Below are 22,384 nucleotides of genomic sequence, written 5' to 3'. Positions count from 1 at the left end.
TGGGCACACGCCTTATACTAACGTACAGACTAATGGCATATAGTTTATGAATGGTTTTCATTATAGACTTCCTCTCTATGAAGACAACACCAAAAAAAGTTAAATATTCTGTCCTTGATCTCGCTCCTATCGCTGAAGGATATACAGCAGCGGATGCATTCAATAATTCTGTAAGCCTCGCTCAGCATGCCGAGAGCTTAGGCTATAACCGCTTCTGGTTAGCTGAACACCACAACATGGATGGAATTGCGAGTTCGGCCACTTCTATTTTAATCGGCCACATTGCCGGGAAAACTAAATCTATTCGAGTGGGATCTGGTGGAGTGATGCTGCCTAATCATGCTTCACTTATCATCGCCGAACAATTTGGAACCTTGGAAACACTTTATCCCGGTCGCATTGACCTAGGCTTAGGGCGTGCTCCCGGAAGTGATCAGGTCACAATGAGAGCGATCAGACGCGACCTCATGTCAGATCGTTTCCCTGAACAAGTTCAAGAACTCTTCCAGTATTTTTCTGATAATCAAGAAGGCGCACGCGTAATCGCCAACCCAGGACGCGGATTAAAAATCCCTGTCTGGCTTTTAGGCTCAAGTCTCTACAGCGCAGAGCTTGCCGGGCGCTTAGGCGTTCCCTATTCATTCGCTTCGCACTTTGCTCCTGATCTGATGATGGAAGCCCTTCACGTTTACCGTGAGTTTTTCACTCCCTCTATTTATTTAAAAGAGCCTTACTGCATGATCGGAGTTCAAGTCGTCGGTGCTTCAACAGATGAAGAAGCTGAATTTCTTTCAACGACAGTCTATCAACGCTTCCTTGCTCTAATCCGCGGTCAGTCTCTTAAAATGAAACCACCAGTAAAAAGCATGGATGGATTATGGAACACTCATGAAGAGCAATACGTAAAAGCGAAACTGCATACAAGTGTCAGAGGTGGACCAGAAAAAGTGAAGGCCCAGCTTCTACACCTGGCAGAGTTCACTGGTGTTGATGAATTGATGATTGTGTCTGATTTATATAAACATGAAGACCGCCTGCGATCATTTACCATGGCCGCAGAGGCCTTGAGATAATTATTTCTTTTCGTCTTTTAAGATTTTAGCAATCAGCTCTTTATGCGATTTCTCAAAGGCGTCCAGTTTATCATGGAGTGTTCTGATTTCCATTTCGGCCTTTAAGTTGATCATATAATCAGAGCGCGCTCTTCTTCTATCTTTTTCTTCCTGACGATTCTGGCTCATCATGATGATCGGTGCCTGCAAGGCCGCAAGACATGAAAGAATCAGGTTTAGTAAAATAAAAGGAAATGGATCTACTGCTTTTGATCCCTGATAGGCGTTATAAATAATCCATAAGATTAAAAAAAATGAAAACCCCAGGATAAACGTCCAGCTTCCCCCGAAGTCTGCAACATTATCCGAAACTCTTTGCCCAAAAGTCGCATCATCATCATTTTCTACTTCATGTAGCTTTTTGGTGAGAAAATGCTCATCTTCAATCGCCATATTGACCAGTTCATCCATTTTTTTAATCTGGATTTCTTCTTCATTTAAAATCTCTTTAATGTCCATGGGCCACCTTTTTAAATTTAAAAATAAAACTAGCTAAACTTCCGGCCACTAATCCCCAAAAAGCGGAACTAATACCAAAGAGCATCAATCCAGACGCTGTTACAAAAAATGTTATCATTGCTGCTTCCCTATCTTCCTCATGAGTCACAGCACTCATCAGTCCATTATTGATAGTCCCCATCAAAGCAAGACCAGCAACCGCCATCACCAGCTCTTTTGGAAAAGCATTAAAGACACCAACAACAGCGCCCGAAAAAAGCCCTACTGGAATGTAAATAAGTCCTGAGCTAATCGCAGCAGTGTAGCGCTTCTTCGGATCAGGGTCAGCTTCCGGCCCCATGCAAATCGCCGCCGTGAGCGCTGAGAGATTCAAAGCGTATCCACCAAAAGGAGCGACGAGAAGATTAGTTAATCCAGAGTATGTAATAAGCTTTGAAACTTCTGGTTTGTAATGATTCGCTCTCATGACCGCCAGACCTGTCATGTTTTGTGAAGTCATCGTCACCACAAAAAGTGGAAGACCAATGCTAAAGAGCACTTGCCAGTTTAGCGTAGGTGTCGTGAAAACAGGCTTCATCAATCCGAACTCGATAGGAGTGAAATTCATTAGTCCCTGAAGCCAAGCGACCATCATCCCAACGCACAGGACGACGACTATATTGAAACGAGCAAAAAATCTTTTTCCGACGGCATAAACAATGAACATGCTCATGACTAAAAGCATATGGGTTTTCATGGAAGTGAAAACATCTAAAGCAAAATGCAGAAGAATCCCCGCCAGCATGGCCGAAGCAATCCCTACCGGAATCTTCTTCATGATTTTTTCAAAAAATCCCGTCACTCCTGAGAGTAAGACCAGAAGCGAAGAAAAAACAAAAGCACCTATGACATCACTTAAAAGTTCACCGTGCAGACTTCCAATCAAAAGAGCTGCCCCCGGAGTTGACCAGGCAAACATCACAGGACTTTTATATTTGAGAGAAAGGACAACTGTCAGGAGTCCCATACTAACACAAAGGATACCAAGCCATGAACTCGCCTCTGCGCTACTTGCTCCTGCGGCAGCTGCTGCTTGAAAAACAATAACGGCAGAACTGGTATAGCCAACAAGCACAGCGATAAGTCCCGCAACAAGCGTCGATAAAGTAAAGTCATCCCAAACATTTTTCATACCAACTATCTTAAGCGCGCCGAGCAGTGTTGACAACCAAATCGGCCGAAAGTTAGTGTTAGGGCAACATTCAATCAGGAGGCCCCATGATTTTCGAACTAACAGTTCCTCAATTCATCAAAACATTAAAAAACCTTAACGGTTTCTTAGATAAAGCTGCAGGATATGCAGATTCAAAGAAATTTGAAATGGACGTTTTACTAAACTCTCGCCTGGCACCAGACCAATTCCCACTTACTCGCCAAATCCAAATCGTTTGCGACACAGCTAAGCTTGGGGTTTCTCGCCTGACAGGAAAGTCTGCTCCAGTAAACGATGACACTGAAAAAACGCTTGCAGATGTTAAAGCGCGCATCCAAGGGACAATCGCTTACCTTGAAAGCATGAAACCAGAAGATTTCAAAAACGCAGCAACGGCAACAATCACAACTCCTCGCTGGGAAGGAAAAACTTTAACTGGAAATGATTATGTGATTCACCACGTGATCCCGAACTTCTACTTTCACGTGACGACTGCTTACGCGATTATGAGACACAATGGTGTTGATTTAGGTAAAAAAGATTATCTTGGAGAGATCCCTTATAAGCTTCCATAATATGAAATAAAAAAAGGGCCCAACCGGGCCCTTTCTTATCTGTACATCGCGGCTTCACTCGCCTCGACTTCAGCTCTGTGTTTTAGTTTCTCTTTTTTTCTTTCCTGCTTTTCTTTAATCGTAAGTTTATGCTTAAACTTGTTTTTATCTCTATCTTTTCCTTTATCTAATCCTTTTGCCATAAATGGCCTCCTTGTAAGGTTTAGAGCTTAGGATAGATTTTACGCCTGATAATTTTTGATTGCATCTAAAAAGACAGTCCCATAACTTTCCAGTTTACTTTGACCAACGCCGTGGACTAATAAAAATTCCTCTGCATTTCGAGGCTTTAACACGCACATATCATTTAATGTCTTATCGTTGAACACGATATAAGAAGGAAGATTTTTTTCTTTTGCCAGGCGGTTTCTTAACTCTTTTAGTGCAGTAAAGAGACCATCGTCTCCACTTGCTCCTCCAGTGCGCTTTTTATCCACCTTGGCCGCTGTTTTTGCTTTAGCGACTTTCTCATCCTGCATGCGCAGGTCGAGCTTAATCTTGCCGCTTAAAATATCCTGAGCTTTATTCGTCAGCGCCAGGCTTCGGTATTCCCAGTTTTTAACAGCAATGTAATTTAAATTCAGAAGCTGTCTTAAAACACTTCCCCAGTGCTCTTTTGATTTATCTTTTCCAATTCCATAAACTGAAAGATCATGATGGTTTCTCTCTGTGATTTTGGCATTTTTACTTCCACGAATCACATCAATTAAGTGGCCGGCACCATAGGATTGACCAGTTCTAAAAATTGTTGAAAGGATTTTTTGAGCATCGACAGTAGCATCCCAAAGAGTTGGCGGCTCAATACAAGTATCGCAGTACCCGCAAGTCTCTGCTCCATTTTCTCCAAAATAACGAAGAAGATAATGTCTTCTACAAGAAGCGGCTTCACACAATGCCAACATGCTGTCTAACTTAAAGCGAGCAATGCGTTTATAGTTTTCATCCGCATCTGTCGTCTCAAGCATCTGAGCAAGCTTCACAATATCACCTAAACCAAAAATCATCCAAGCAGTTGAAGCTTTTCCATCACGTCCCGCTCTTCCGGTTTCCTGGTAATAACTCTCGATACTTTTTGGCAAATCTAAATGGGCCACAAAACGAACATCTGGTCTGTCGATCCCCATACCAAAGGCAATCGTCGCGACAACAATAATCTTTTCTTCTAAATTAAAAAGCTCCTGATTCATCGCCCTTTCATTGACTGAAAGACCTGCATGATAAGGGACGGCCTTATAACCTAATTTATTAAGAGCTGCGGCCACTCTTTCAACTTTATCGCGAGAAAGACAATAAACAATACCGGTATCATCCGGGTGGTGAGTTTTAATAAACTCATCCAACTGTTTAATCTCATCACTGCGCTCAAGGATCATGTACTTAATATTCGGGCGATCAAATGAAGAGACAAATGTCGCAGGCTCTTTCATGCGAAGCTGATCAGCAATATCGACTCTGGTTTTAGCATCCGCTGTTGCAGTTAAAGCAATCACAGGAACATCCGGGAATCTTTCTTTAAGTTCCCCAAGTCTTGTGTAGTCTTTTCTAAACTCATGCCCCCATTGAGACACACAGTGAGCTTCATCAATAGCAATTAAAGAAACTTGTACCTGATCAAAGAAACTCATAAGCGCTGGGCTTAAAACACCTTCCGGTGAAACATAAACGATCTTAGTCTTGCCGTTTAAGATTTGAGCTTTTGCTTTTTGGGATTCACTAAAGCTTTGAGATGAATTTAAAAAGACAGACTCTACTCCATACTCTTTTAAGTTCATCACCTGATCCTGCATTAGCGAGATAAGCGGAGAAATAACCAGTGTCACTCCATCCAGGTATAAAGCAGGAATTTGGTAACAAAGAGACTTCCCTCCACCCGTTGGCATAATCGCCAACGTATCTTTTTTATCTAAAATAGAATTGATGATATTAAACTGCTCGAAACGAAATGATTCGTATCCAAAAGTTTCTTTTAATATCGAATGAAGTTTCTCTGATCTCATTGCATCTTTTTTATATTGTAAACAAGCTCTTCAAGCCCGTTGAGTTTGATTTCGTACAAAAGCCCCAAGAGCTTTCCCAGCTCTCCCTCAGGAAAGCCTTGGTCGTAAAACCACAGGACATAATTTTCTGGAAGCTCAATCAACGTGCGGCCTTTGTATTTACCAAAAGGCATAACAACTAATGTTAACTTTACTAAGTCATTTTGTGCAAAATCCATGTGATTATTGTGCCTTGTAACACTTGAGTTTGTTAATAAGTTTTTAGGTTCTTAGAGCTTTTTTTGAGTGCTCGCCTTGACACTTATTTAAATGACCACATCTTAAGTAGTAAGAATGACTTATAAGAGACGTTCTAAGGGAGGAATAATATATGAACAAATTTGACAGCATCGTTGAGGGGTCTCTGGCCATCGCTCAGAGCGAGGCCCTAAAGAGAAAGCATATAGAGCTGACCCCATACCAATTAATTTTAGGGTTAATGAATAACCCTCAGTCATTTTCCAATAGAGCGCTGAAAAAATACTCAAAAGATCTTGAAAAACTTTTAGATACAGTTCCAACGACTAAAAATAAAATCGAAATGGAAAACCTAAGAGCATCAAGCAAACTTTCTGAGTGGCTGACATACGCTTCATCAAACGCCATTCAAAATGGGCGTGGTGAAATCACGGAAACCGATCTTTTAAAGTATCTGCAACAAATTGTTCCAGAGTTTAAGATCGACTACAACGCTTTAAAAACGGAAAACGCTGATGGTGTAACTGAGAAGCCGACGTTCTTAACAAACCTGAATGAGCTTGCCGAAAGCGGTAAACTCGATCCGGTTATCGGGCGCTCAAAAGAGATCCGCGCCGTGATGGAAATTTTAGGTCGCCGTGGGAAAAACAACCCAGTGTTGGTTGGACCAGCCGGTGTTGGTAAGACGGCCATCGTTGAAGGTTTAGCTGATGCCATCGTAAAAGGAAAAGTGCCTGATGTACTAGAAGGTAAAACAGTTTACTCGCTAGATCTTGGTGCCCTAATGGCCGGTACAAAATACCGTGGTGAATTCGAAGAGAGACTGCAAGCTCTTTTAAAATTCATCAAAGACCAAAACGGCCAGGCGATTTTATTTATCGACGAGCTTCACCAATTAGTTGGTGCTGGTCGTACTGATGGAGCAATGGATGCGGCCAATTTACTAAAACCTGCATTAGCTCGCGGAGAACTGCACTGTATCGGTGCAACGACCCCCGAGGAGTATCAAAAATATATTCTCAATGACTCTGCTCTCGACAGACGCTTTAGAAGCGTTCCTGTAGATGAGCCTACCAAGGAAGATGCCATTGAGATCCTGATGGGAATCAGGGAGAAGATGGAGATTCACCATGGAATTAAAATTTCTGACCGCGCTATCTACGATGCTGTGTTTTTATCTAGCCAGTACATTACTGATAAAAACTTACCTGACAAAGCGATTGACCTTATCGATGAGGCCAGTTCCGCTCTCAAGTTATCAGCAGAAGCGATGCCCGCCGACCTCGTTGAATTAGAAGCAGAGATCAGAACCAAAAAGATCTATGCGAAGTCGCAGGCAAAACCTGGTGACACAGAAAAAGAGATCGCGGTTTTAGAAGCGCGTTTTAAAGAAGAAAAAGAAAAATGGGAAAAAGAAGTTCTTGCCCTAAAACAAGTTTCGGAATTAAAGCACCAGCTTGACCGCTCAAAATTTGAATTGGAGCAGGCGCAAAGAAACCAGGACTACGAAGCGGCTTCAAAGCTTAAGTACTCAGTGATTCCTGAGATTGAGGCGAAACTTTCTCAATCAAACAACAACTGGGTTCTTTCAACCACTCATATTGCCAATGTCATCTCGAGGCAAAAAGGCATTCCAGTGGAGAAGATTTTAAAATCTAAGCAGGAGCAGATTTTAGAGCTGGAAGCTTACTTAAAGAACAAAGTGTTTGGGCAAGACAAAGCACTTAACGAAATCGCAGAAGTCTTGATTACCGCTCATGCAGGTTTATCAGACCCGACTCGCCCACTTGGTTCATTCTTACTAAGAGGTCCATCTGGTGTCGGTAAAACTGAAACCGCTAAGGCCCTTGCTGAATTTTTATTTGGTTCGCAGGAAAACTTAGTGCGCTTTGACCTTTCAGAGTTCTCAGAGAAACACTCAGTCTCAAAACTGATTGGTGCTCCTGCGGGGTATGTTGGATATGAAGAAGGCGGTATCTTAACTGAGGCCATCAGAAAGAAACCATATTCGGTTATCCTTTTTGATGAGGTGGAAAAGGCCCACCACGACTTCTCGGACATCCTGTTGCAAATCCTGGATGACGGACGTCTAACAGATAATAAAGGTCGCACCATCGACTTTAAGAACACGATCATTTTAATCACAACTAACTCGAAAGATTTAGAGCATGATTTTAAGCCGGAAGTTCTTGGTCGCTTGGATGCAATGTTAACTTACAACGCCCTTGATAACTCGATCATGACAAACTTGATCGATAAACAAGTGAAGCTTCTTAACGAGCGCCTTGAAGGAAAAGAGCTTCATATTGAGCTTGATAAGAAAGTGTATGAAGAGCTGGCTAAACGCGGGTACGATCCTCGCTTCGGTGCACGTCCACTTCAATCGGTGTTCTCTCAAATTGTCACTCGCCCTCTTTCAAAGAGAGTGCTTGAAGGGCATTTAGAAAAAGGGAACATGAAAGGTGTCTGGAAGGATGACAATGCTGAGCATGTGACTTTTGAAATGGTACAATAAAAAAAGGGCCCGTTTTGGGCCCTTTCTTTTTTTTAAATTACTGATTAAATCCACCACAAGAAATAGACCCATTCGATCCAGACTTGCAGCCATCGTACTGGCCTCCGCAAGACACAGTTCCGTTCGTTCCGTACTTGCATCCGTCATAAAGACCTCCACAAGAAACTGATCCGTTTGTCCCGTACTTGCATCCGTTGTAAACGCCTCCACAAGAGATATCCCCTTTTGAACCTACTTTACAGCCGTCGTATTTTCCACCACACGATACACTTCCATCACTTCCGTATTGGCAGCCATCATAAAGTCCACCACAAGAAACAGATCCATTCGTTCCGTACTTGCATCCGTCGTAAAGACCTCCACAAGAGACTGATCCGTTTGTTCCGTATTTGCATCCGTCGTAAAGACCACCACATGAGATGTCGCCTTTTGAACCGATTTTACATCCATTATAAAGCGATCCACATGAAACACTTCCGTCTGTTCCGTACATACAGTTGTTGTAGCCATTGGCCATGACTAGTGTTGAAAAGCAAAGAAAAGCTAACGCTAAAAGAGTTTTCATGAAGCCCCCATTCATTGATGTTTTATCAGGTATATCAAAAAGAATAGGTCTTATAAACAAAAAAGGCGGAAGAGCTTAACCATCAATCCATGACTTAAGGTCATCAGAGATCTTTAATTGGCGTGCTTTCTCAGCGCGTTTAGGACTTCTCTCAATCCCCTGAGCATTCATCCCTAAAATATTGGCCGCGGCAAGTACACTTCCTTCTCCACAGAATGGATGAACAATACGGTTAGACTGCGTATGATTTTTGATGAAGTTTACAATCATCAGGCAATTCTCCAGCCCCATTCCTCTCTCCCAGGTTTTTTCTCCCAGATCAGGAATAACATCGGCCGTAGATTTTCCTAAATCAAGCAAACGGACATTTTTTGAAAAACATAAAACGTGTGAATAAGCAGGACGGCCAAAAGTGATGTACCCCGGTTTTACTCGGCAGACGATTTTGTGCCAAAGAAGTTCAAGGCCTACTTCCTCAGCAGCTCTTTGAACGAGATAACCTTTATCAACCCATACACCTTCATATTTGATGTCCGATTGATAAAACACTACCACGCCATCGTCTGGAACTTTTGTCATGATAAGCGCAGCGGTTGATTTAAACCACTCTTTCCATTTCTCTAAAGGCCATTTCGGAAACTCAGAGATATCTGGCATAGAAGCAACGAGAGAAGCACCTTCGAGCTTCTCCTGGGCCTGTAACCATTCAATGGCGTCTGCGCAGACGACGTCGCGTGCTGGATTATTTTCCATAAACCTTTTCGCCGGCGATATAGACTGACTTGGTGGCGCGGTCGTCCCCTAAAGTCATCAGGATGAAAAGCACTTCGTTGATGTCTTTACAGAAACTCATTCTGAAATCAATTAATGGAGTCGCTTTTAAATCTAAAACTAAAAGATCCGCTTCCATTCCTGCTTCAATTGATCCGATCTTATCTTCTAAGTAAAGCGACTCTGCCGCTCCTCTAGTTGCCAGATAGAAGGCCATGACAGATGAAAGTGAGTATCCTTCAAGCTGAGCAATCTTATAAGACTCGTTCATTGATTGAAGTTGAGAGAAACTTGTCCCGGCACCAATATCTGTTGCCAGACCTACGCGCACGGGACGCTTTTTATCTTTTGCTTTTGGAAATGGGAAAAGACCACTTCCTAAGAATTCGTTAGAAGTCGGGCAATGAGACACAGCTGAACCTGTCTCGTACATTCTCTCCCACTCGTTGTCTGTTAAGTGAATTGCGTGACCGAAAATCGAGCGCGCTCCCACTAGAGCGTAGTGATCGTACACATCAAGGTATCCTTTTCTTTCTGGATACAATTCTTTTACCCACTCAATCTCTCCTTTATTTTCAGAGATGTGAGTTTGCATATAAACACCTGGATGCTCTTTCCAAAGCGTTCCTGCTAATTCTAGTTGCTCAGGAGTTGATGTTGGAGCAAAACGTGGAGTGATTGCATAAGAAAGTCTTCCCTTCCCGTGCCACTTTTTAATCAACGCTTTTGAATCATCGTATGAACTCTGTGCCGTATCTAAAAGCTCCGGTGGAGCATTTCTATTCATCAGGACTTTTCCGGCAATCATGCGCATATTGAACTTTGAAGCCTCTTCAAAGATCGCGTCTACTGAATGTGGATGAACTGTTCCATAAACCGCTGATGTCGTCGTTCCCGCGCGGAAACTCTCCTGCACAAAAACTTTCGCTACATTTTTTGCGTGCTCAAAGTTTGCGAACTGTTGTTCAGCGATAAACGTATAGTTATTAAGCCAGTCGATTAACTGCTTTCCAAAAGCACCGATGATCTGAGTCTGCGGGTAATGGATATGAGTGTCGATAAAACCAGGAACAATCAATGAGTCTTTATAAACTTTAACTTCAACTCCCGCAGGGATTGAACTCTTAAGTGAATCGTAAGAGCCAAAAGATTTGATTTTGCCGTTTTCGATAATAATAAGCGCGTCGCTTTCATAGTGAAGAGCGGCTTCGTCGCCAACAAGGAATGGGTCTGCTTTAAATGTGACAGCTGGGCCACGTAAGATTTTTGTATTCATAGGGGCCTTTATAACATGCCGGAAATGAATCGACCAGACTTACCAGAGGAAGAACTCCTCCTATAAGTCTGGCGATAAAAAGATATTAGTTCTGTCTAATCGTTTTTAGGTTTCCATCGATCACGCTTGATACTGTTGAAGGATCAAGAGTTTCACAGTTGATAGCTTTTGCTACGTTTACACTTCTATTTGGAGCAACTTGTACGAAAAGGTAAGCTAAATCTACGCTTTTCCCGTTAACTTTTACTTCTGTATAATATTGGTTTCCAAGCTTGATTGTCTCTAACTTTACTTTGTTTACGACAGAAACTTTGCTGACCTTTGCTCCGCCTTCGTTACATGGCTCACAGTAATCTGTGATCACTGCGTTCTTTTGAAGTAAAAGAGCTGCTCTTTCAGCTTCTGCCTGAGATACGGCCTGGCACTGGTCTGCCATTGCATTGATTGAGAAAAGAGTCGCGATTGTAAATAGGATTGCCTTCATATTTATCTCCTAGAGTGTGAGTAGTGAATGACAGCCTTTTATCACAAATCGCGATTTGCAAATCGTTTTTGTAAAAATTACAGGGCCGTTCTATTTTCGTTCACAATAGGCAAGAAACGAATGCACGAGTTTTTGAACCTTTTCATATTGAGCAGGGTCCTTAAGGTTGCCCTCTTCATCAAAGGCTTCATGGGCCTTGGAAAGGCCGAAGACTTCCGGGTAAAGGTAATTGCCTAAATTTTCAAATGGTACACGGGCATGGGCCAGGCCTCTGATGGCCCCTAAGGCCCCAGGAGATGCACCTAAAAGTAGAACTTGCTTCTTACTAAAAGGCATAGGCTTCACCCTCGAAACCCAGTCGATAGCCGTCTTAAGCACACTAGATATTGAACCATTGTATTCTGGAGTTGAGATTATTAAGACATCAGCATCAGCAATAGCAGTTGCCAGTTTTGTCACTCCTTCTGGCATTCCTTTAGCTTCAAGATCTCCATCATAAACAGGGAGATTGAGCGGTTGCAAATCTAGTATGGTAGGCGTCACTTTTCCTTCTTTCTCAATAATTTTCGCGACAACATTTACCAGCTTCTTATTAAGAGAATCCTTTCTCAAACTTCCTGCGAACAATAATACTTTCATGAAAACTCCCTTGATGATTTTACTCGGCTATTGTGGATAACTTCCAGAGTGAATGATTCAAAATTGATTCCATCACCTTTTTCGCCTCAACACCAAACCTAATTTGCCTCAATTGTCTTATGAAAATGATTAAAACTAAATCAAAAGCTTGGCATGTTTCATGCTTTACCATTTTTCATGTAATCAAAACACGGAGGATCTCATGGTACAAAACAAAAAAAATTTTTCATCAGGAAGAAAATTAGCAGAAGACACGCAAGACATGGATAAAAAATCTGGTGTGCGCCACGCTGAAAGAGCGGCCGACACAAATCGTTCTGGAAATCTAAAACAAACCGGAATTTCAAAAGACAAAGCGAACATCTCTAAAAGAGATATGGGTTCACGCAAATAATTATTTGCTGTTGGACGTTGAGGTGCTCACTCACCTGGGCACCTCCTCATTAAAGAAAAAATATGCAACTTAGTTCTTATATAGATCACAAACAAGCGTTTTCGAAATTAAAACTCCCATCTTTTTTATTAGGAACCGTCTTGTTTTTGAGCGTGGCCGCAATAGCGGCCATTATCTTGGGAGTAGTGTCTTACATCATCTTGTCATCGAGTTCTTTTTTATTAACAGTTGTGATAAAAAACGCTGATCCAAGAGGGGCCAGTGTACTCAGTGCTGCACCATTGTTTTACGCTGTTAATATGGTTTTCATTGGTTTGCTTTTCATCGACCGAATGGTCTATGAGACGGTAAATGAAAAAGACCTTCCTGTGCTCATGACAAAAATATCAGACACATTTATAACTCTCGCCTACTCTCATCTGGTATCCAGCTTTGTTGCGGCGATCTTCTTGTCCATTAAGAGAATTGGAAATTTTCACATGGATTTTAAGCCTCGCCGCACTTTGGGATTCTTCTCAAACTTCGCTCCACTACTTATCAAAACGTTTTAGTTAGTTTTTAATGCGCCATTCTTTTTTGCCTCGGCATATCTTACAAATTGCCCCATAAATTGCTTCGCAAATCTCTATTTCATAGGGTTATTACGCCAAAAGATTGGCACAGAAGATGCTTTATATAAAAGTGGAAGTCGAGCTTGAGTGTAGTGAGCGATTACTACAGCAATATGAAAGACGATTCTAACCTGTCTGGTACTTTTGTCTAAGATTGTTATTAGATAGGAAGAAAGTCTAACAATTGCAAACGGATCAAAAAGAAAACGTGAAGACCAACCTAACGTTCAATCTTTGAGATCTTCTTCTCGAGTACAGATGAGATACGGTTGGCAATAGATAACATAGACAGAAGAGAACAAGAGCAACCAACGACAAAAATTAAGGAGGATTATTATGTCGCCGGAACTTAAAGAGTATTACAGAACAAAAACACGAAGAATGGCTTTTTATATCGTAGAGAACGATTTAAACAATAAAGAGAATCCTCCAGAAATATCGGCCATTATTGGATTGGATAAAGAATTAGAAGCTGCCTATTACGCAGCAAGAAGACCTCCACTCGAAAAAAGACCACCGATGAATGCTGGAATGAGGATCAACAGAAGTATTACTTCAACTAGAAAAGAAAAAGAAGATAAAGACAAAGATAACAAAAGAAGAAAAGTACATAGAAAAAACGGAGTCCATTGTCCTAGTATCCCTACACAATGGAGAAATAACTTAGATATCATTATTCCTAAAGCTGAATTTGGACATTTTGTAACAACAAGAAAGGTTGTAAAATAAGATGAGGCTATTTTTATACATTCATAAATCTTAAAGCGCTGAAGACATCTATGAAAAAATTAGAAAGTATTTGGCGCTTTTTTTATACTCCTAAAAAATCCCCCCCTAAAATAATTAAATCAACAACAGGAACATTTTATGCGCATTGAAAAAGACAGTCTTGGTGAATTGTCTATTCCCGATGATGTTTTCTATGGAATCCAGTCTTTTCGCGCTTCAAAGAACTTCCCTATCAGTGGTACCCAAGTGCATCCACAGTTAATCAGAAGTTTTCTCCTGTTGAAAAAAGCTGCTGCTAAAGCTAATCAAGCGGCCGGTGCCCTTGATGAGAAAAAAACAGCGGCCATAACCACAGCAGTCGATGAGCTACTCAAAGACAATTACTTAAAACATTTTATCGTCGATGCCTATCAGGCCGGTGCCGGGACATCTCAAAACATGAACGCTAATGAAGTGATCGCCAATAAAGCGAATGTTTTATTGGGAGGAAAGCTGGGGGCTTATGATCACGTCCACCCCAACGATCATGTAAACATGTCTCAAAGTACGAACGATACTTATCCAACGGCCATGAGACTGGCCACTTTGGTTTTATCAAAAGAATTAGTGAATGAATTACAACGCTTCTCTAATGCTTTTAAACAAAAGGCGCAGGAATTTGACCTGGTGATAAAATCTGGACGAACTCATTTACAAGATGCCGTCCCTATTCGTCTCGGCCAGGAATTCTCTGCTTATCAAAAAACAATTGAGCATCTTATTGGGCTGGTGATCCACTCACAAGACTACTTAAGAGAACTCGGTATTGGCGGCTCTGCAGCCGGAACGGGAATCAATGTCCCCAAAGGTTTCCGCGAGGCGATCATCATGGAACTCAAACACGACTTTGAAGACAGCGATCTCACGCTCTCCGATAATATGTGTGCGGCCATGCAGTCCCAGTTGCCGATGACAATTTATTCAAACGCTCTAAGAGCATGCGCTTTGGAGCTCACCAGAATCACCAATGATTTAAGACTGCTTAGCTCAGGACCTGCCAACGGACTGGGAGAAATCAATCTTCCTTCAACCCAACCTGGCTCAAGTATTATGCCAGGAAAAGTGAACCCTTCCATACTCGAAATGGCTAATCAGGTTTTTTTCAAAGTCCTGGGAAATGATCAGGCCATGGCCTTTGCCAATCAGGCAGGGCAACTCGAACTCAATGTCATGATGCCGGTAATGGCCCAATTAGCGCTTGAATCCTCTATGATTCTCACTAACACCTTAAAGACGATGCGCGAGCTTTGTATAACTGGAATCACGGCCAATAAAGAAACCTGTGAGAAATACGCTAGTCAGACTTCACAAATAGTCACGGCCTTAAATCCTGTGATCGGTTATACAAAAGCTGGAGAGCTGGCCAAAGAATCGATCAAAAGTAAAAAGACAGTTATTGAATTAGTAAAAGAGCAAAAACTACTTACGGATAAGCAAATCAAAGATTTGCTGGATCCAAAAAAACTAACTGTCCCGCATTAGTACATCACGAGGCATAATTCTTGGAATTTTGCCTCGAATAAAATGCTCCACAACGTAATTTCAAATTGTTTTAGTTAAGTTTTTTCGGCATGGCCCCTGCAATAGAAAACCATAATTAAGAATGTAAGGAGAAGGTTTCTTACATTCTAAATCGCGAAGATCTCGTACAAGTTATTATAAGAGCGATAATAACTTGAATCCATCTACGATTTAAGCCACTCTCCGGAGTGGCTTTTTATTTTAGCGATTCACTTTTTCTCACCGACACTTACTGTTTCTTACATTTGGTACTGAACTTGCTCCTCATAAAAGTGACCAGTCAAAATGAATGGTCACCAAACAACAATAAATAATCAGTGCCCGTAATCAGGAGTGTTTTATGAGCGAGAACAAACAAGGAGAAAAAGGATTATTCGAATTGCTTGAAGAAAGAAGCCCTGACTATATGGCGAATTCTAAGCAGGCCGTAAGTCTTGATACATTGATTTGTAGCAATGAAGATGAGCACTCTAAATTCGAATTTCTCGTTCAAGACATGTTTTTAGATCATTTCTTTCCTTAGAAAAAATATTTCTCTGACACGACCATCAACGAAGAAAAGGGTCACCATTATGGTGGCCCTTTTTTTTAGTTTTCCACATGTAAATGTGAATAACTCATTAAACAAATCGGGATTATGGGGCACTTTGTTGGGGATTACTGCCACGTCGTTTTTTTCCTCCAATGGGATTACAGCTATTTCTAGCTGAAAAATCTTGGCACAGGAGATGCAATATAAATAGTAGAAGCTAAGAAGGCATTCGTGTTTTCTTAGTGGAGGATCGCAAGACAAAAGTGAAAAACGAATTGTAATAACTTTTGTACAAGTTCGATGAATAAAAGGAATTGTCCACTCAGAGATAGAACTTTCGGGTTCGATTCGAAGACAGACAAAAAATGGGAAAAGGTAAAACTTTCATCCACTCCTTTCAAGCAACGTTCTTGGTTCCACAATCACAATTAGAAGCCATCCTTCGGGGTGGCTTTTTAAATAAATATATTCTTTAGCTAAAGTAGAGGAAAAAATTAAATGTTTAAGTCTAACTTATTTTGTGCTCTTGTAGCCTTGATAACGGCGGTAACTATTTCTTCTGCTTTTGCTAAAGGATATCTACACAGCGATGGTGGCGTCGCTATGGCCAGAGGCCAGACAGTGGTAGAAAAGATTAAATAACAATTCATTTTAGGGGACGTAAGACTTGGAGAAACATATCAATAAACCATTTGTGCAAACTCACGTTTGATCCCTACCTATTGATATAAAAGCCACCTTCGCCGGTGGCTTTTTATTTTAAACATTCACCTATTTAAATTCACGGAGGATTTATGGTTTCAGAAACAAAGAAGTCACCCCCGAATAAATCAAAAGATATTCTCACTTTCAAAGAAGACGATATGTCGCCGAAGGGAAAAACCAAACATACCGTTGAACCAGACTGGCCGACAAAAGACTCAATCCCGGAGAAGCGAAGGAAAATTAAAAGGACAACAACAAGTCGGTTACCATAAGGAGGGTACGAATATGATGAATCAATCTATAGCCACAGATAAACCATTAGCGGTCATTGCTAGTAGTTCATGTTCCGATGGATATGATTTAGCAAGACAATTTGCTGAGCACGGATATGACATTATCGTGGCAGCAGCAAACCCTTCAGTCGTTGAAGAAGCGGAAGACTTTAAAGAATTAAAAGTCGATGCCGTCAGTTATCAGCTTGATCTCTCTTCTTCTGAAGGAGTTGAGCAGCTTTACAGACGAATCGTCGCAACAGGGCGCGCTGTTGAAGCTTTAGTTATTAACACCGGAATAAGTGAGGACCTGGAACAGGAAAAAATCCTGGCAAGAAAAGTTCTTCATCATATGGCCGACAGAGGTTTCGGACGCATTCTCATTGCTTCATGTGGAGAGCAAAAAGATGCCAACAAACTTTGTGAAAGCTTAAAGAACGATGTGGAAGGCACAGGTGTCACATTGAAAGCATTGAGCTCTGATGAGCAAGTCGTGTATTTTTTAGATGAAGAATTTACTGAAGATAAGAAAGAAGCATCTGCACTCCTACACTAGGAGTGCAGCTTAAAAATCCTAACGATCCGGCCAAATCATAGTGTGGCTGTCATCACAAATTTCACTCAAAGGCTGAGTCGAGTTTTTGATTTTCTCTTCCATTGTTGCCCAAATTTTATAATTTGTGTTTTTAGGGTGGCGAAGAATTGCAACGGTTCTTGGATCGATTCCTTCAGCACCACGGATAATCCCCTCTGTAAAGGCCACTGTGTACGTCTTAAAAGGATTAACCTTCTTGCCGTTAACTGTAATCGTTCTGATCTTGAAACCAAACGGTCCGCGCTCATACTCCATTTTAATACCAGAGAAAGTCAGCGGCTGACCAAAGTAAGATAGAGCATCAAGAGTCAGTCTTAACCATGCCCCTTTAATTCTTGTCGTATAAATATCCCAGCCATATTTTTGATCGAACTCAAACACTCTTGGCATTGAATTTAAAATCGTGCGTCTTGTGATTTCCCCCACCGGGTAATTTGATCCGTTCATTTCCGGCGCGTGGATAGCGATATCAGCACCTGCTTTTTCTTTTAATGCATCAGTGATGAAAAAGGCCCACTTGCGTGCCCCAAGAGTGTCTCCTGGTTTTAAATCAGAGTAACCTACTTTTTCCGAAAGCCATTCCTGCCCGTAAGAAGCATCTAATTCAGTGTCTGCTTCCTTCACTAATTCCGTCATTTCTGGATCGGCCATCACTGAATCCATTTTTACCGGAACAAGTTCATAACTTACGATCTTAAGCGGTTTACCTTTAACCAGGTCGACAACTAAACGACCAAGGTATTCTGTGTGCATTCCCGCTTGAACGATAGGTACTTTTAGTTTCTTTTTGTTTTCCCCATACACAGGCTCATAAAGAGCTGTATGCGAGTGACCGCCAATGATCAGATCGATGTATTTTGTTTTTTCCGCCAGCTTCACATCTCTTAAAACTCCAATGTGAGTCAGGGCGATGACGAAATCGTTGCCGCGATTTTTTAATTCTTTTTCATACTCTTGGGCCGTATCGATTGGGTTTTGAACCGCACCACGGGCCAGGCGCCACTTATAAAAAATTTCATCCGTTGTTAAACCAAGAAAAGCGATCTTTGTTCCATCAACATTGATTTCTTTATAAGGCTTAATTTTGCTGTTGATATTTTTATACTTAGAGCTCGCGTCCATATTGGCCACGATAAGAGAAAACTTCAGGTCGATTTCGCCTAAAATTTTATCCAGTTCTGCTGAACCCATCTGGTAGTCGTGATTTCCGAGCGTCCCGATGTCGTATCCCATTTCGTTATGGATGTTGAAGGTCGCACGACCATCTTTGGCCATGTAATAGATGTTCCCTTCAAGGAAATCACCAGCGTCTACGGCAATCGTTTTGATTCCTTGAGCTTCAGCTTGCGCTTTATACATATTCATCAGCGCTTTTAAACGCGCCATTCCCCCTCTCGTTGACGAGTGAGTTGAATTGTCTAAATAAGAATGTGTGTCATTCGTATGAAGGATTTGTAAAAGCTTAGCGTGAGAGGGAGATGATCCCATGAAGGCCAAAGCCACCAGAAAAATTGTAGTAAATGTTGATTTTTTCATTGCCGGAGCTTTATCCCGAAAAAAGAGTGTGGCGTCAAGGTTTGGAAGCCTTGACGCCACACATTTTCGCAATCTTTTCTTTAAATTTTAGTACCAGTATTTAAGCGCCAGACCCGCTGAAAACGAATCCTGGGTTCCCGTCGTCCAAAGGTACTTCGCTTGAAGACCTAAAGACAGGAAATCACTGGCCTTATTTTGGAGAGGAATATCAAAACCGGCCAGAGGTCCAACCGACCACTCTACATTATCGCCGTCAACAAACATTGGCCCTGTCGCGACCCCTACGAAACTACTTCTTAAAACTGGGATGTCTCCACCGAAGTTATAACTTCCACGCGCAAGCACTGAGGTTCTTTGTACGTTAGAGTCTCCAAGCTCTGCTGTAATCACTTCTGCCCCTAGCCCAAACGGAATGTAAGGTTGAAAGCCAACATTGATACCAAACTCCGGTGATGATTCTGCATCACCATTTGGTGAGTTCACACCTGCTGTTAAACCCATGTGGATTTTGTATTCTGATTTGTTTTCAACTTCTTTAGGTTCAGGGAGTGTCCCTTCTAATCTGCTTTCAACATTTCTTTTTTCACTCTCAGACATCTGCGCGAACGCTGTTAGTGATGAGGCCATAATTGTGAGAGTTAATAAAGTTTTGAACATGATTCTTCTCCGTAGTTAAGTGCATACTGCATTACTGAGTATGCTTTGATGATGGAGTGAAATTGCAAAGCACATACCAATATATCTGAGGCAATTTAGGGGGATAATTTTTATGAATGTCCAAAATTGTCTTCTTTAGATGGGGCAAATATTCGGTTTCCTTATCATCATATACTGGCGCGAACTTTGCTCTTTTTTTGGATGGGAGAGCGTGTGTGAATATGCGTCTTAAGATATTATCCTACAATATTCATAAGGGATTCGATTGGAATAATCGAAAATACTGCCTGCAAGAAATGAAAAATCTCATAAACTCCTCTGAAGCAGAAATTGTTTTTCTTCAGGAAGTTGTAGGAAAAAACGAGATCTTCAAGAAAAAAGGGCTCATTGATTCTCAGTTCGAATTTTTAGCCGATGAGCTCTGGCCGCATTTTTCTTATGCCCAAAATGCACTGTATGATCATGGCCACCACGGAAATCTTATTTTGAGTAAATACCCTATTGAGACTTTCGAAAATCTCAATCTCTCGACAAATAGTTGGGAGAAAAGAGGTATGCTGGTTTGTAAAATTAAAATCCCGCCCATTGGTAATAGACCTGAACAAATTATCTATGCAGCTTGCTTGCATCTCAATCTCCTGCACATGGGCCGAAAAATTCAATACGAAAAAATTAAAACTTTTGTTGAGCAAAAAGGAGATCAAAACATCCCTTTTATCATTGCCGGAGACTTCAACGACTGGAACCAGAAATCATTCTTGGTCTTTGAAGAAAAGCTTGGCATGCAGGAAGTTCATAAGCACGTCAATGGCAGCTTTGCCCGCACTTTCCCTGCGAAAGTTCCTATCCTTTGCCTAGACCGCATTTATGTTAAAAACCTGGAAGTCATCGACTCTCACGTCATTTTTTACGACCAACACCTCTCCGATCACCTTCCCATTTTTTGTGAGGTGAATATCTGATGAAAAAAGAACTATTCCCCGTCAGCAAGAATAATCATGTGGAGTTCTACCAGGACGGCGATACTTACTATGAAAAATACCTGGCAATGATTCGATCGGCCCAAAAGAGCATTCATCTTCAAACTTATATTTTTGAAATTGATCAATTTGGGAAGCAAGTTCAGTATGAGTTAATTGAGGCCAAAAAAAGAGGTGTCGCAGTTTTTCTACTCGTCGACAGCATTGGCTCACGAAATTTAACAATTGAATCAGAAAACGAAATGGTTCAAAACGGCATTGAGTTTTGTCGCTTTAATTCAATTCAGTTTAAATGGTTATATCGCTGGGGGCGCAGGCTTCACCATAAGATTTTGCTCATCGATCATGAAGCGGCAATGATTGGCGGAATTAATGTTCTCTACGCCTGTCTTCCCGGTTCATCTGTGCCTCAACTGGATTTTGCCGTTTACTTAAAAGGCCCGGCAATTGAACCACTCTCCCTTTATTGCCAACATATTTTTAAAAGGGCTTCGCGAAAAAGTATTCCACTGGAAAAAGCGGAGCACATCCGCCATAACCCTGACGGCTACGACGTAGGCATTTCTGTCAATGACTGGGTTCATGGGCGCTCACGAATAACCAGACAATACTCGCGCATTACCACCGAGGCCCAAAGAAGTATCACGATTATCAATTCTTATTTTTTCCCGCGAAGGAAATTTATGAAGCAATTGGTGGAGGCCCAGGCCCGCGGTGTGCGTGTGCGATTGATTCTTCCTAAGTATTCAGACTGGCCTAGCTACATTCTCGCCTCTGAATACCTCTACGATTATTTTATTAAACGTGGGGTTGAGATCTATCAGTGGAAACGCTCTGTTCTTCATGGAAAACTTGCCACTGTAGATGAAAGCTGGTCGACGATTGGCTCCTTTAACCTCAACTACACCAGCTACCAGCAAAACCTGGAGATGAATGTCGACATTTACTCCAAAGAGTTCACTCATCATCTCAATCAACAAATTGAAGACATCATCTCTCTTGGCTGCGACAAAGTAACCTTAACTGACCTGCACGAAAAATCTCCGCTTAAAATAAGGGCCTTTCGCTTTATTTTTTATTTAATCCTGTCGCTGATTGCTAACTTTTCAATCGGTCTTTCTTTCCAGGAAGATCACAACAAAGAGCATCGCTTTTACCACATCCTGCGCATCGCAGGCTCTATGTTCTTCTTTATATTGGGAGTTCTGGGCTCTCTGCTTCCTATCATTCCAGGTTTTCCTTTTTTCATTATCAGTTTTCTTTTGGTCTACAAACAAATCCTTCTCAATAGGAAGATTGTGTGATTAAAGAGGTGCTGTGAAATACAAAAGAATTTTTAACACTATCTTTTTTGCTGTCGCAGCCTATGCTATCTACTTAAGACTGCCGGTGATACTGAGCCATTTTGAATTCCAAGACAAAGTCATTCCCAACTTTAAAATGCGCACACTGGATGGTGGTGAATTCGAGCTTTATCAACAAAAGAAAGTAGCCCTTATTTTTTGGGCAACTTGGTGTGGTCCTTGTGAAGTTGAACTTAAGCGTATCAACAAAATGATCGTCGATAAAAAGATTCGTCCTGAAAATGTGCTTGCCGTTGCCGGTCTGGAAGATCAGAAGCTCATTGAAGATACAATGAAGAAAAATGGTTACCAATTTCCTGTCGGTTTAGACTTCGATGAAAATGCTTCGAAGATTTTTAAAGTTAAGGCCACTCCCACTATTGTCTTTATAGATGAGAAGCATACTGTTGAATGGATGACTTCAGGATTAAGTCCAACACTTGAATACCGTCTCTCTTCATTTCTAAGATAAACACTCTATAGACAGACGGACGTTTGCCACATCACTTGAGCAAACTGCCTCATTTTCTTTATTTTTCTCTCTGAAAATCCATCATTTGCAGAGTTTTTCTTGGCATCGGAAATGCTTCTAATAGGGCAGTAAACATT

At 41.4% G+C, this 22,384-nt stretch carries 24 protein-coding genes; 12 read left to right on the top strand and 12 right to left on the bottom strand.

Going from position 1 to position 22,384, the window contains the following annotated elements; genetic code table 11:
* The first annotated feature begins 77 nt into the window (after positions 1 to 77).
* Positions 78 to 1,073 carry an LLM class flavin-dependent oxidoreductase gene (locus ACN20O_RS13195; RefSeq protein ID WP_491634391.1) on the top strand — a complete coding sequence of 332 codons (996 nt, stop codon included), beginning with the start codon at positions 78 to 80 and terminating at the stop codon, positions 1,071 to 1,073.
* Here the strand turns inward: ACN20O_RS13195 and ACN20O_RS13190 are convergent, their stop codons facing one another.
* Both ACN20O_RS13190 and ACN20O_RS13185 read right to left on the bottom strand, forming a co-directional pair.
* Entirely contained in the window at positions 1,074 to 1,571 is a 498-nt protein-coding gene (locus ACN20O_RS13190) for a DUF1003 domain-containing protein (protein ID WP_491634390.1), read from the bottom strand.
* Positions 1,561 to 2,742, bottom strand: a complete 1,182-nt coding sequence (locus tag ACN20O_RS13185) for a benzoate/H(+) symporter BenE family transporter (RefSeq protein ID WP_491634389.1) — start codon at positions 2,740 to 2,742, stop codon at positions 1,561 to 1,563. Before ACN20O_RS13185 ends, ACN20O_RS13190 begins: the two co-directional genes overlap by 11 nt.
* Before the next feature lie 86 nt (positions 2,743 to 2,828).
* Here ACN20O_RS13185 and ACN20O_RS13180 point away from each other — a divergent pair, with 86 nt between their 5' ends.
* A complete protein-coding gene (locus ACN20O_RS13180) occupies positions 2,829 to 3,338 on the top strand; it encodes a DUF1993 domain-containing protein (RefSeq protein WP_491634388.1) in 510 nt (169 codons plus the stop codon).
* Between the two features lie 35 nt (positions 3,339 to 3,373).
* Here the strand turns inward: ACN20O_RS13180 and ACN20O_RS13175 are convergent, their stop codons facing one another.
* From ACN20O_RS13175 to ACN20O_RS13165, 3 genes are read right to left on the bottom strand one after another with little or no spacing between them, the layout of a single operon-like run.
* Positions 3,374 to 3,520 (bottom strand): hypothetical protein, encoded by a 147-nt coding sequence (locus tag ACN20O_RS13175; RefSeq protein WP_491634387.1) that lies wholly within the window; start codon positions 3,518 to 3,520, stop codon positions 3,374 to 3,376.
* A 39-nt stretch (positions 3,521 to 3,559) separates the two neighbouring features.
* Positions 3,560 to 5,374, bottom strand: coding sequence for a DNA helicase RecQ (recQ, locus tag ACN20O_RS13170; protein ID WP_491634386.1), 1,815 nt, complete (start codon positions 5,372 to 5,374; stop codon positions 3,560 to 3,562).
* A complete protein-coding gene (locus tag ACN20O_RS13165) occupies positions 5,371 to 5,592 on the bottom strand; it encodes a putative quorum-sensing-regulated virulence factor (protein WP_491634385.1) in 222 nt (73 codons plus the stop codon). The genes recQ and ACN20O_RS13165 overlap by 4 nt, the downstream gene beginning before the upstream one ends.
* 152 nt (positions 5,593 to 5,744) lie before the next feature.
* On the opposite strand from ACN20O_RS13165, the gene ACN20O_RS13160 reads away from it, so the two are divergent.
* On the top strand, positions 5,745 to 8,126 hold the full coding sequence (locus ACN20O_RS13160) for an ATP-dependent Clp protease ATP-binding subunit (RefSeq protein ID WP_491634384.1): 2,382 nt from the start codon (positions 5,745 to 5,747) through the stop codon (positions 8,124 to 8,126).
* A 37-nt stretch (positions 8,127 to 8,163) separates the two neighbouring features.
* On the opposite strand, the gene ACN20O_RS13155 is transcribed toward ACN20O_RS13160, so the two are convergent.
* The 5 genes from ACN20O_RS13155 to ACN20O_RS13135 form a co-directional block, all read right to left on the bottom strand.
* Positions 8,164 to 8,691, bottom strand: coding sequence for a hypothetical protein (locus ACN20O_RS13155; protein WP_491634383.1), 528 nt, complete (start codon positions 8,689 to 8,691; stop codon positions 8,164 to 8,166).
* Positions 8,692 to 8,766: 75 nt separating this feature from the next.
* A complete protein-coding gene (locus tag ACN20O_RS13150; RefSeq protein WP_491634382.1) occupies positions 8,767 to 9,444 on the bottom strand; it encodes an SAM-dependent methyltransferase in 678 nt (225 codons plus the stop codon).
* The gene (gene guaD, locus ACN20O_RS13145) at positions 9,434 to 10,738 is read right to left on the bottom strand and encodes a guanine deaminase (protein ID WP_491634381.1); all 1,305 of its coding nucleotides are present in this window, start codon (positions 10,736 to 10,738) and stop codon (positions 9,434 to 9,436) included. The genes ACN20O_RS13150 and guaD overlap by 11 nt, the downstream gene beginning before the upstream one ends.
* Before the next feature lie 85 nt (positions 10,739 to 10,823).
* On the bottom strand, positions 10,824 to 11,222 hold the full coding sequence (locus ACN20O_RS13140; protein WP_491634380.1) for a hypothetical protein: 399 nt from the start codon (positions 11,220 to 11,222) through the stop codon (positions 10,824 to 10,826).
* Between the two features lie 90 nt (positions 11,223 to 11,312).
* Complete coding sequence (locus ACN20O_RS13135) at positions 11,313 to 11,861, bottom strand: NADPH-dependent FMN reductase (RefSeq protein ID WP_491634379.1); 549 nt, start codon at positions 11,859 to 11,861, stop codon at positions 11,313 to 11,315.
* Between the two features lie 202 nt (positions 11,862 to 12,063).
* Here ACN20O_RS13135 and ACN20O_RS13130 point away from each other — a divergent pair, with 202 nt between their 5' ends.
* From ACN20O_RS13130 to ACN20O_RS13105, 6 genes are all read left to right on the top strand, one after another.
* Complete coding sequence (locus ACN20O_RS13130; protein WP_491634378.1) at positions 12,064 to 12,255, top strand: hypothetical protein; 192 nt, start codon at positions 12,064 to 12,066, stop codon at positions 12,253 to 12,255.
* Positions 12,256 to 12,317: 62 nt separating this feature from the next.
* Complete coding sequence (locus ACN20O_RS13125; protein ID WP_491634377.1) at positions 12,318 to 12,806, top strand: hypothetical protein; 489 nt, start codon at positions 12,318 to 12,320, stop codon at positions 12,804 to 12,806.
* A gap of 396 nt (positions 12,807 to 13,202) precedes the next feature.
* On the top strand, positions 13,203 to 13,595 hold the full coding sequence (locus ACN20O_RS13120) for a hypothetical protein (protein ID WP_491634376.1): 393 nt from the start codon (positions 13,203 to 13,205) through the stop codon (positions 13,593 to 13,595).
* A gap of 138 nt (positions 13,596 to 13,733) precedes the next feature.
* Complete coding sequence (locus tag ACN20O_RS13115) at positions 13,734 to 15,116, top strand: aspartate ammonia-lyase (protein ID WP_491634375.1); 1,383 nt, start codon at positions 13,734 to 13,736, stop codon at positions 15,114 to 15,116.
* Between the two features lie 379 nt (positions 15,117 to 15,495).
* Positions 15,496 to 15,678, top strand: coding sequence for a hypothetical protein (locus tag ACN20O_RS13110; protein WP_491634374.1), 183 nt, complete (start codon positions 15,496 to 15,498; stop codon positions 15,676 to 15,678).
* Positions 15,679 to 16,677: 999 nt separating this feature from the next.
* A complete protein-coding gene (locus ACN20O_RS13105; RefSeq protein WP_491634373.1) occupies positions 16,678 to 17,220 on the top strand; it encodes an SDR family NAD(P)-dependent oxidoreductase in 543 nt (180 codons plus the stop codon).
* Positions 17,221 to 17,238: 18 nt separating this feature from the next.
* On the opposite strand, the gene ACN20O_RS13100 is transcribed toward ACN20O_RS13105, so the two are convergent.
* Both ACN20O_RS13100 and ACN20O_RS13095 read right to left on the bottom strand, forming a co-directional pair.
* Positions 17,239 to 18,795, bottom strand: coding sequence for a bifunctional metallophosphatase/5'-nucleotidase (locus ACN20O_RS13100; protein ID WP_491634372.1), 1,557 nt, complete (start codon positions 18,793 to 18,795; stop codon positions 17,239 to 17,241).
* A gap of 87 nt (positions 18,796 to 18,882) precedes the next feature.
* Complete coding sequence (locus ACN20O_RS13095; RefSeq protein ID WP_491634371.1) at positions 18,883 to 19,452, bottom strand: hypothetical protein; 570 nt, start codon at positions 19,450 to 19,452, stop codon at positions 18,883 to 18,885.
* Positions 19,453 to 19,748: 296 nt separating this feature from the next.
* Here ACN20O_RS13095 and ACN20O_RS13090 point away from each other — a divergent pair, with 296 nt between their 5' ends.
* Genes ACN20O_RS13090 through ACN20O_RS13080 form a run of 3 tightly spaced genes read left to right on the top strand, consistent with a single transcriptional unit; the run spans position 19,749 to position 22,247 of the window.
* Positions 19,749 to 20,414, top strand: coding sequence for an endonuclease/exonuclease/phosphatase family protein (locus ACN20O_RS13090; RefSeq protein WP_491634370.1), 666 nt, complete (start codon positions 19,749 to 19,751; stop codon positions 20,412 to 20,414).
* On the top strand, positions 20,414 to 21,736 hold the full coding sequence (locus tag ACN20O_RS13085; RefSeq protein WP_491634369.1) for a phospholipase D-like domain-containing protein: 1,323 nt from the start codon (positions 20,414 to 20,416) through the stop codon (positions 21,734 to 21,736). The genes ACN20O_RS13090 and ACN20O_RS13085 overlap by 1 nt, the downstream gene beginning before the upstream one ends.
* Before the next feature lie 13 nt (positions 21,737 to 21,749).
* On the top strand, positions 21,750 to 22,247 hold the full coding sequence (locus tag ACN20O_RS13080) for a TlpA family protein disulfide reductase (protein WP_491634368.1): 498 nt from the start codon (positions 21,750 to 21,752) through the stop codon (positions 22,245 to 22,247).
* Positions 22,248 to 22,384: the final 137 nt, after the last annotated feature.

The organism is Bacteriovorax sp. As-1 (assembly GCF_058446905.1).
The sequence above is the reverse complement of the archived record's forward strand: the minus strand, read 5'-3'. Positions and strand labels throughout refer to the sequence as shown.

Excerpts from the sequence above, each read along its gene's own strand:
- ACN20O_RS13175 (WP_491634387.1), bottom strand. The coding sequence starts at position 3,520 with ATGGCAAAAGGATTAGATAAAGGAAAAGATAGAGATAAAAACAAGTTT.
- ACN20O_RS13100 (WP_491634372.1), bottom strand. The coding sequence starts at position 18,795 with ATGAAAAAATCAACATTTACTACAATTTTTCTGGTGGCTTTGGCCTTC.
- ACN20O_RS13185 (WP_491634389.1), bottom strand. The coding sequence starts at position 2,742 with ATGAAAAATGTTTGGGATGACTTTACTTTATCGACGCTTGTTGCGGGA.
- ACN20O_RS13095 (WP_491634371.1), bottom strand. The coding sequence starts at position 19,452 with ATGTTCAAAACTTTATTAACTCTCACAATTATGGCCTCATCACTAACA.
- ACN20O_RS13180 (WP_491634388.1), top strand. The coding sequence starts at position 2,829 with ATGATTTTCGAACTAACAGTTCCTCAATTCATCAAAACATTAAAAAAC.
- ACN20O_RS13155 (WP_491634383.1), bottom strand. The coding sequence starts at position 8,691 with ATGAAAACTCTTTTAGCGTTAGCTTTTCTTTGCTTTTCAACACTAGTC.
- ACN20O_RS13165 (WP_491634385.1), bottom strand. The coding sequence starts at position 5,592 with ATGGATTTTGCACAAAATGACTTAGTAAAGTTAACATTAGTTGTTATG.
- recQ (WP_491634386.1), bottom strand. The coding sequence starts at position 5,374 with ATGAGATCAGAGAAACTTCATTCGATATTAAAAGAAACTTTTGGATAC.
- ACN20O_RS13195 (WP_491634391.1), top strand. The coding sequence starts at position 78 with ATGAAGACAACACCAAAAAAAGTTAAATATTCTGTCCTTGATCTCGCT.
- ACN20O_RS13105 (WP_491634373.1), top strand. The coding sequence starts at position 16,678 with ATGATGAATCAATCTATAGCCACAGATAAACCATTAGCGGTCATTGCT.
- ACN20O_RS13150 (WP_491634382.1), bottom strand. The coding sequence starts at position 9,444 with ATGGAAAATAATCCAGCACGCGACGTCGTCTGCGCAGACGCCATTGAA.
- ACN20O_RS13160 (WP_491634384.1), top strand. The coding sequence starts at position 5,745 with ATGAACAAATTTGACAGCATCGTTGAGGGGTCTCTGGCCATCGCTCAG.
- ACN20O_RS13190 (WP_491634390.1), bottom strand. The coding sequence starts at position 1,571 with ATGGACATTAAAGAGATTTTAAATGAAGAAGAAATCCAGATTAAAAAA.
- ACN20O_RS13090 (WP_491634370.1), top strand. The coding sequence starts at position 19,749 with ATGAAAAATCTCATAAACTCCTCTGAAGCAGAAATTGTTTTTCTTCAG.
- ACN20O_RS13115 (WP_491634375.1), top strand. The coding sequence starts at position 13,734 with ATGCGCATTGAAAAAGACAGTCTTGGTGAATTGTCTATTCCCGATGAT.
- ACN20O_RS13135 (WP_491634379.1), bottom strand. The coding sequence starts at position 11,861 with ATGAAAGTATTATTGTTCGCAGGAAGTTTGAGAAAGGATTCTCTTAAT.
- ACN20O_RS13140 (WP_491634380.1), bottom strand. The coding sequence starts at position 11,222 with ATGAAGGCAATCCTATTTACAATCGCGACTCTTTTCTCAATCAATGCA.
- ACN20O_RS13120 (WP_491634376.1), top strand. The coding sequence starts at position 13,203 with ATGTCGCCGGAACTTAAAGAGTATTACAGAACAAAAACACGAAGAATG.
- ACN20O_RS13130 (WP_491634378.1), top strand. The coding sequence starts at position 12,064 with ATGGTACAAAACAAAAAAAATTTTTCATCAGGAAGAAAATTAGCAGAA.
- ACN20O_RS13110 (WP_491634374.1), top strand. The coding sequence starts at position 15,496 with ATGAGCGAGAACAAACAAGGAGAAAAAGGATTATTCGAATTGCTTGAA.
- ACN20O_RS13125 (WP_491634377.1), top strand. The coding sequence starts at position 12,318 with ATGCAACTTAGTTCTTATATAGATCACAAACAAGCGTTTTCGAAATTA.
- guaD (WP_491634381.1), bottom strand. The coding sequence starts at position 10,738 with ATGAATACAAAAATCTTACGTGGCCCAGCTGTCACATTTAAAGCAGAC.
- ACN20O_RS13085 (WP_491634369.1), top strand. The coding sequence starts at position 20,414 with ATGAAAAAAGAACTATTCCCCGTCAGCAAGAATAATCATGTGGAGTTC.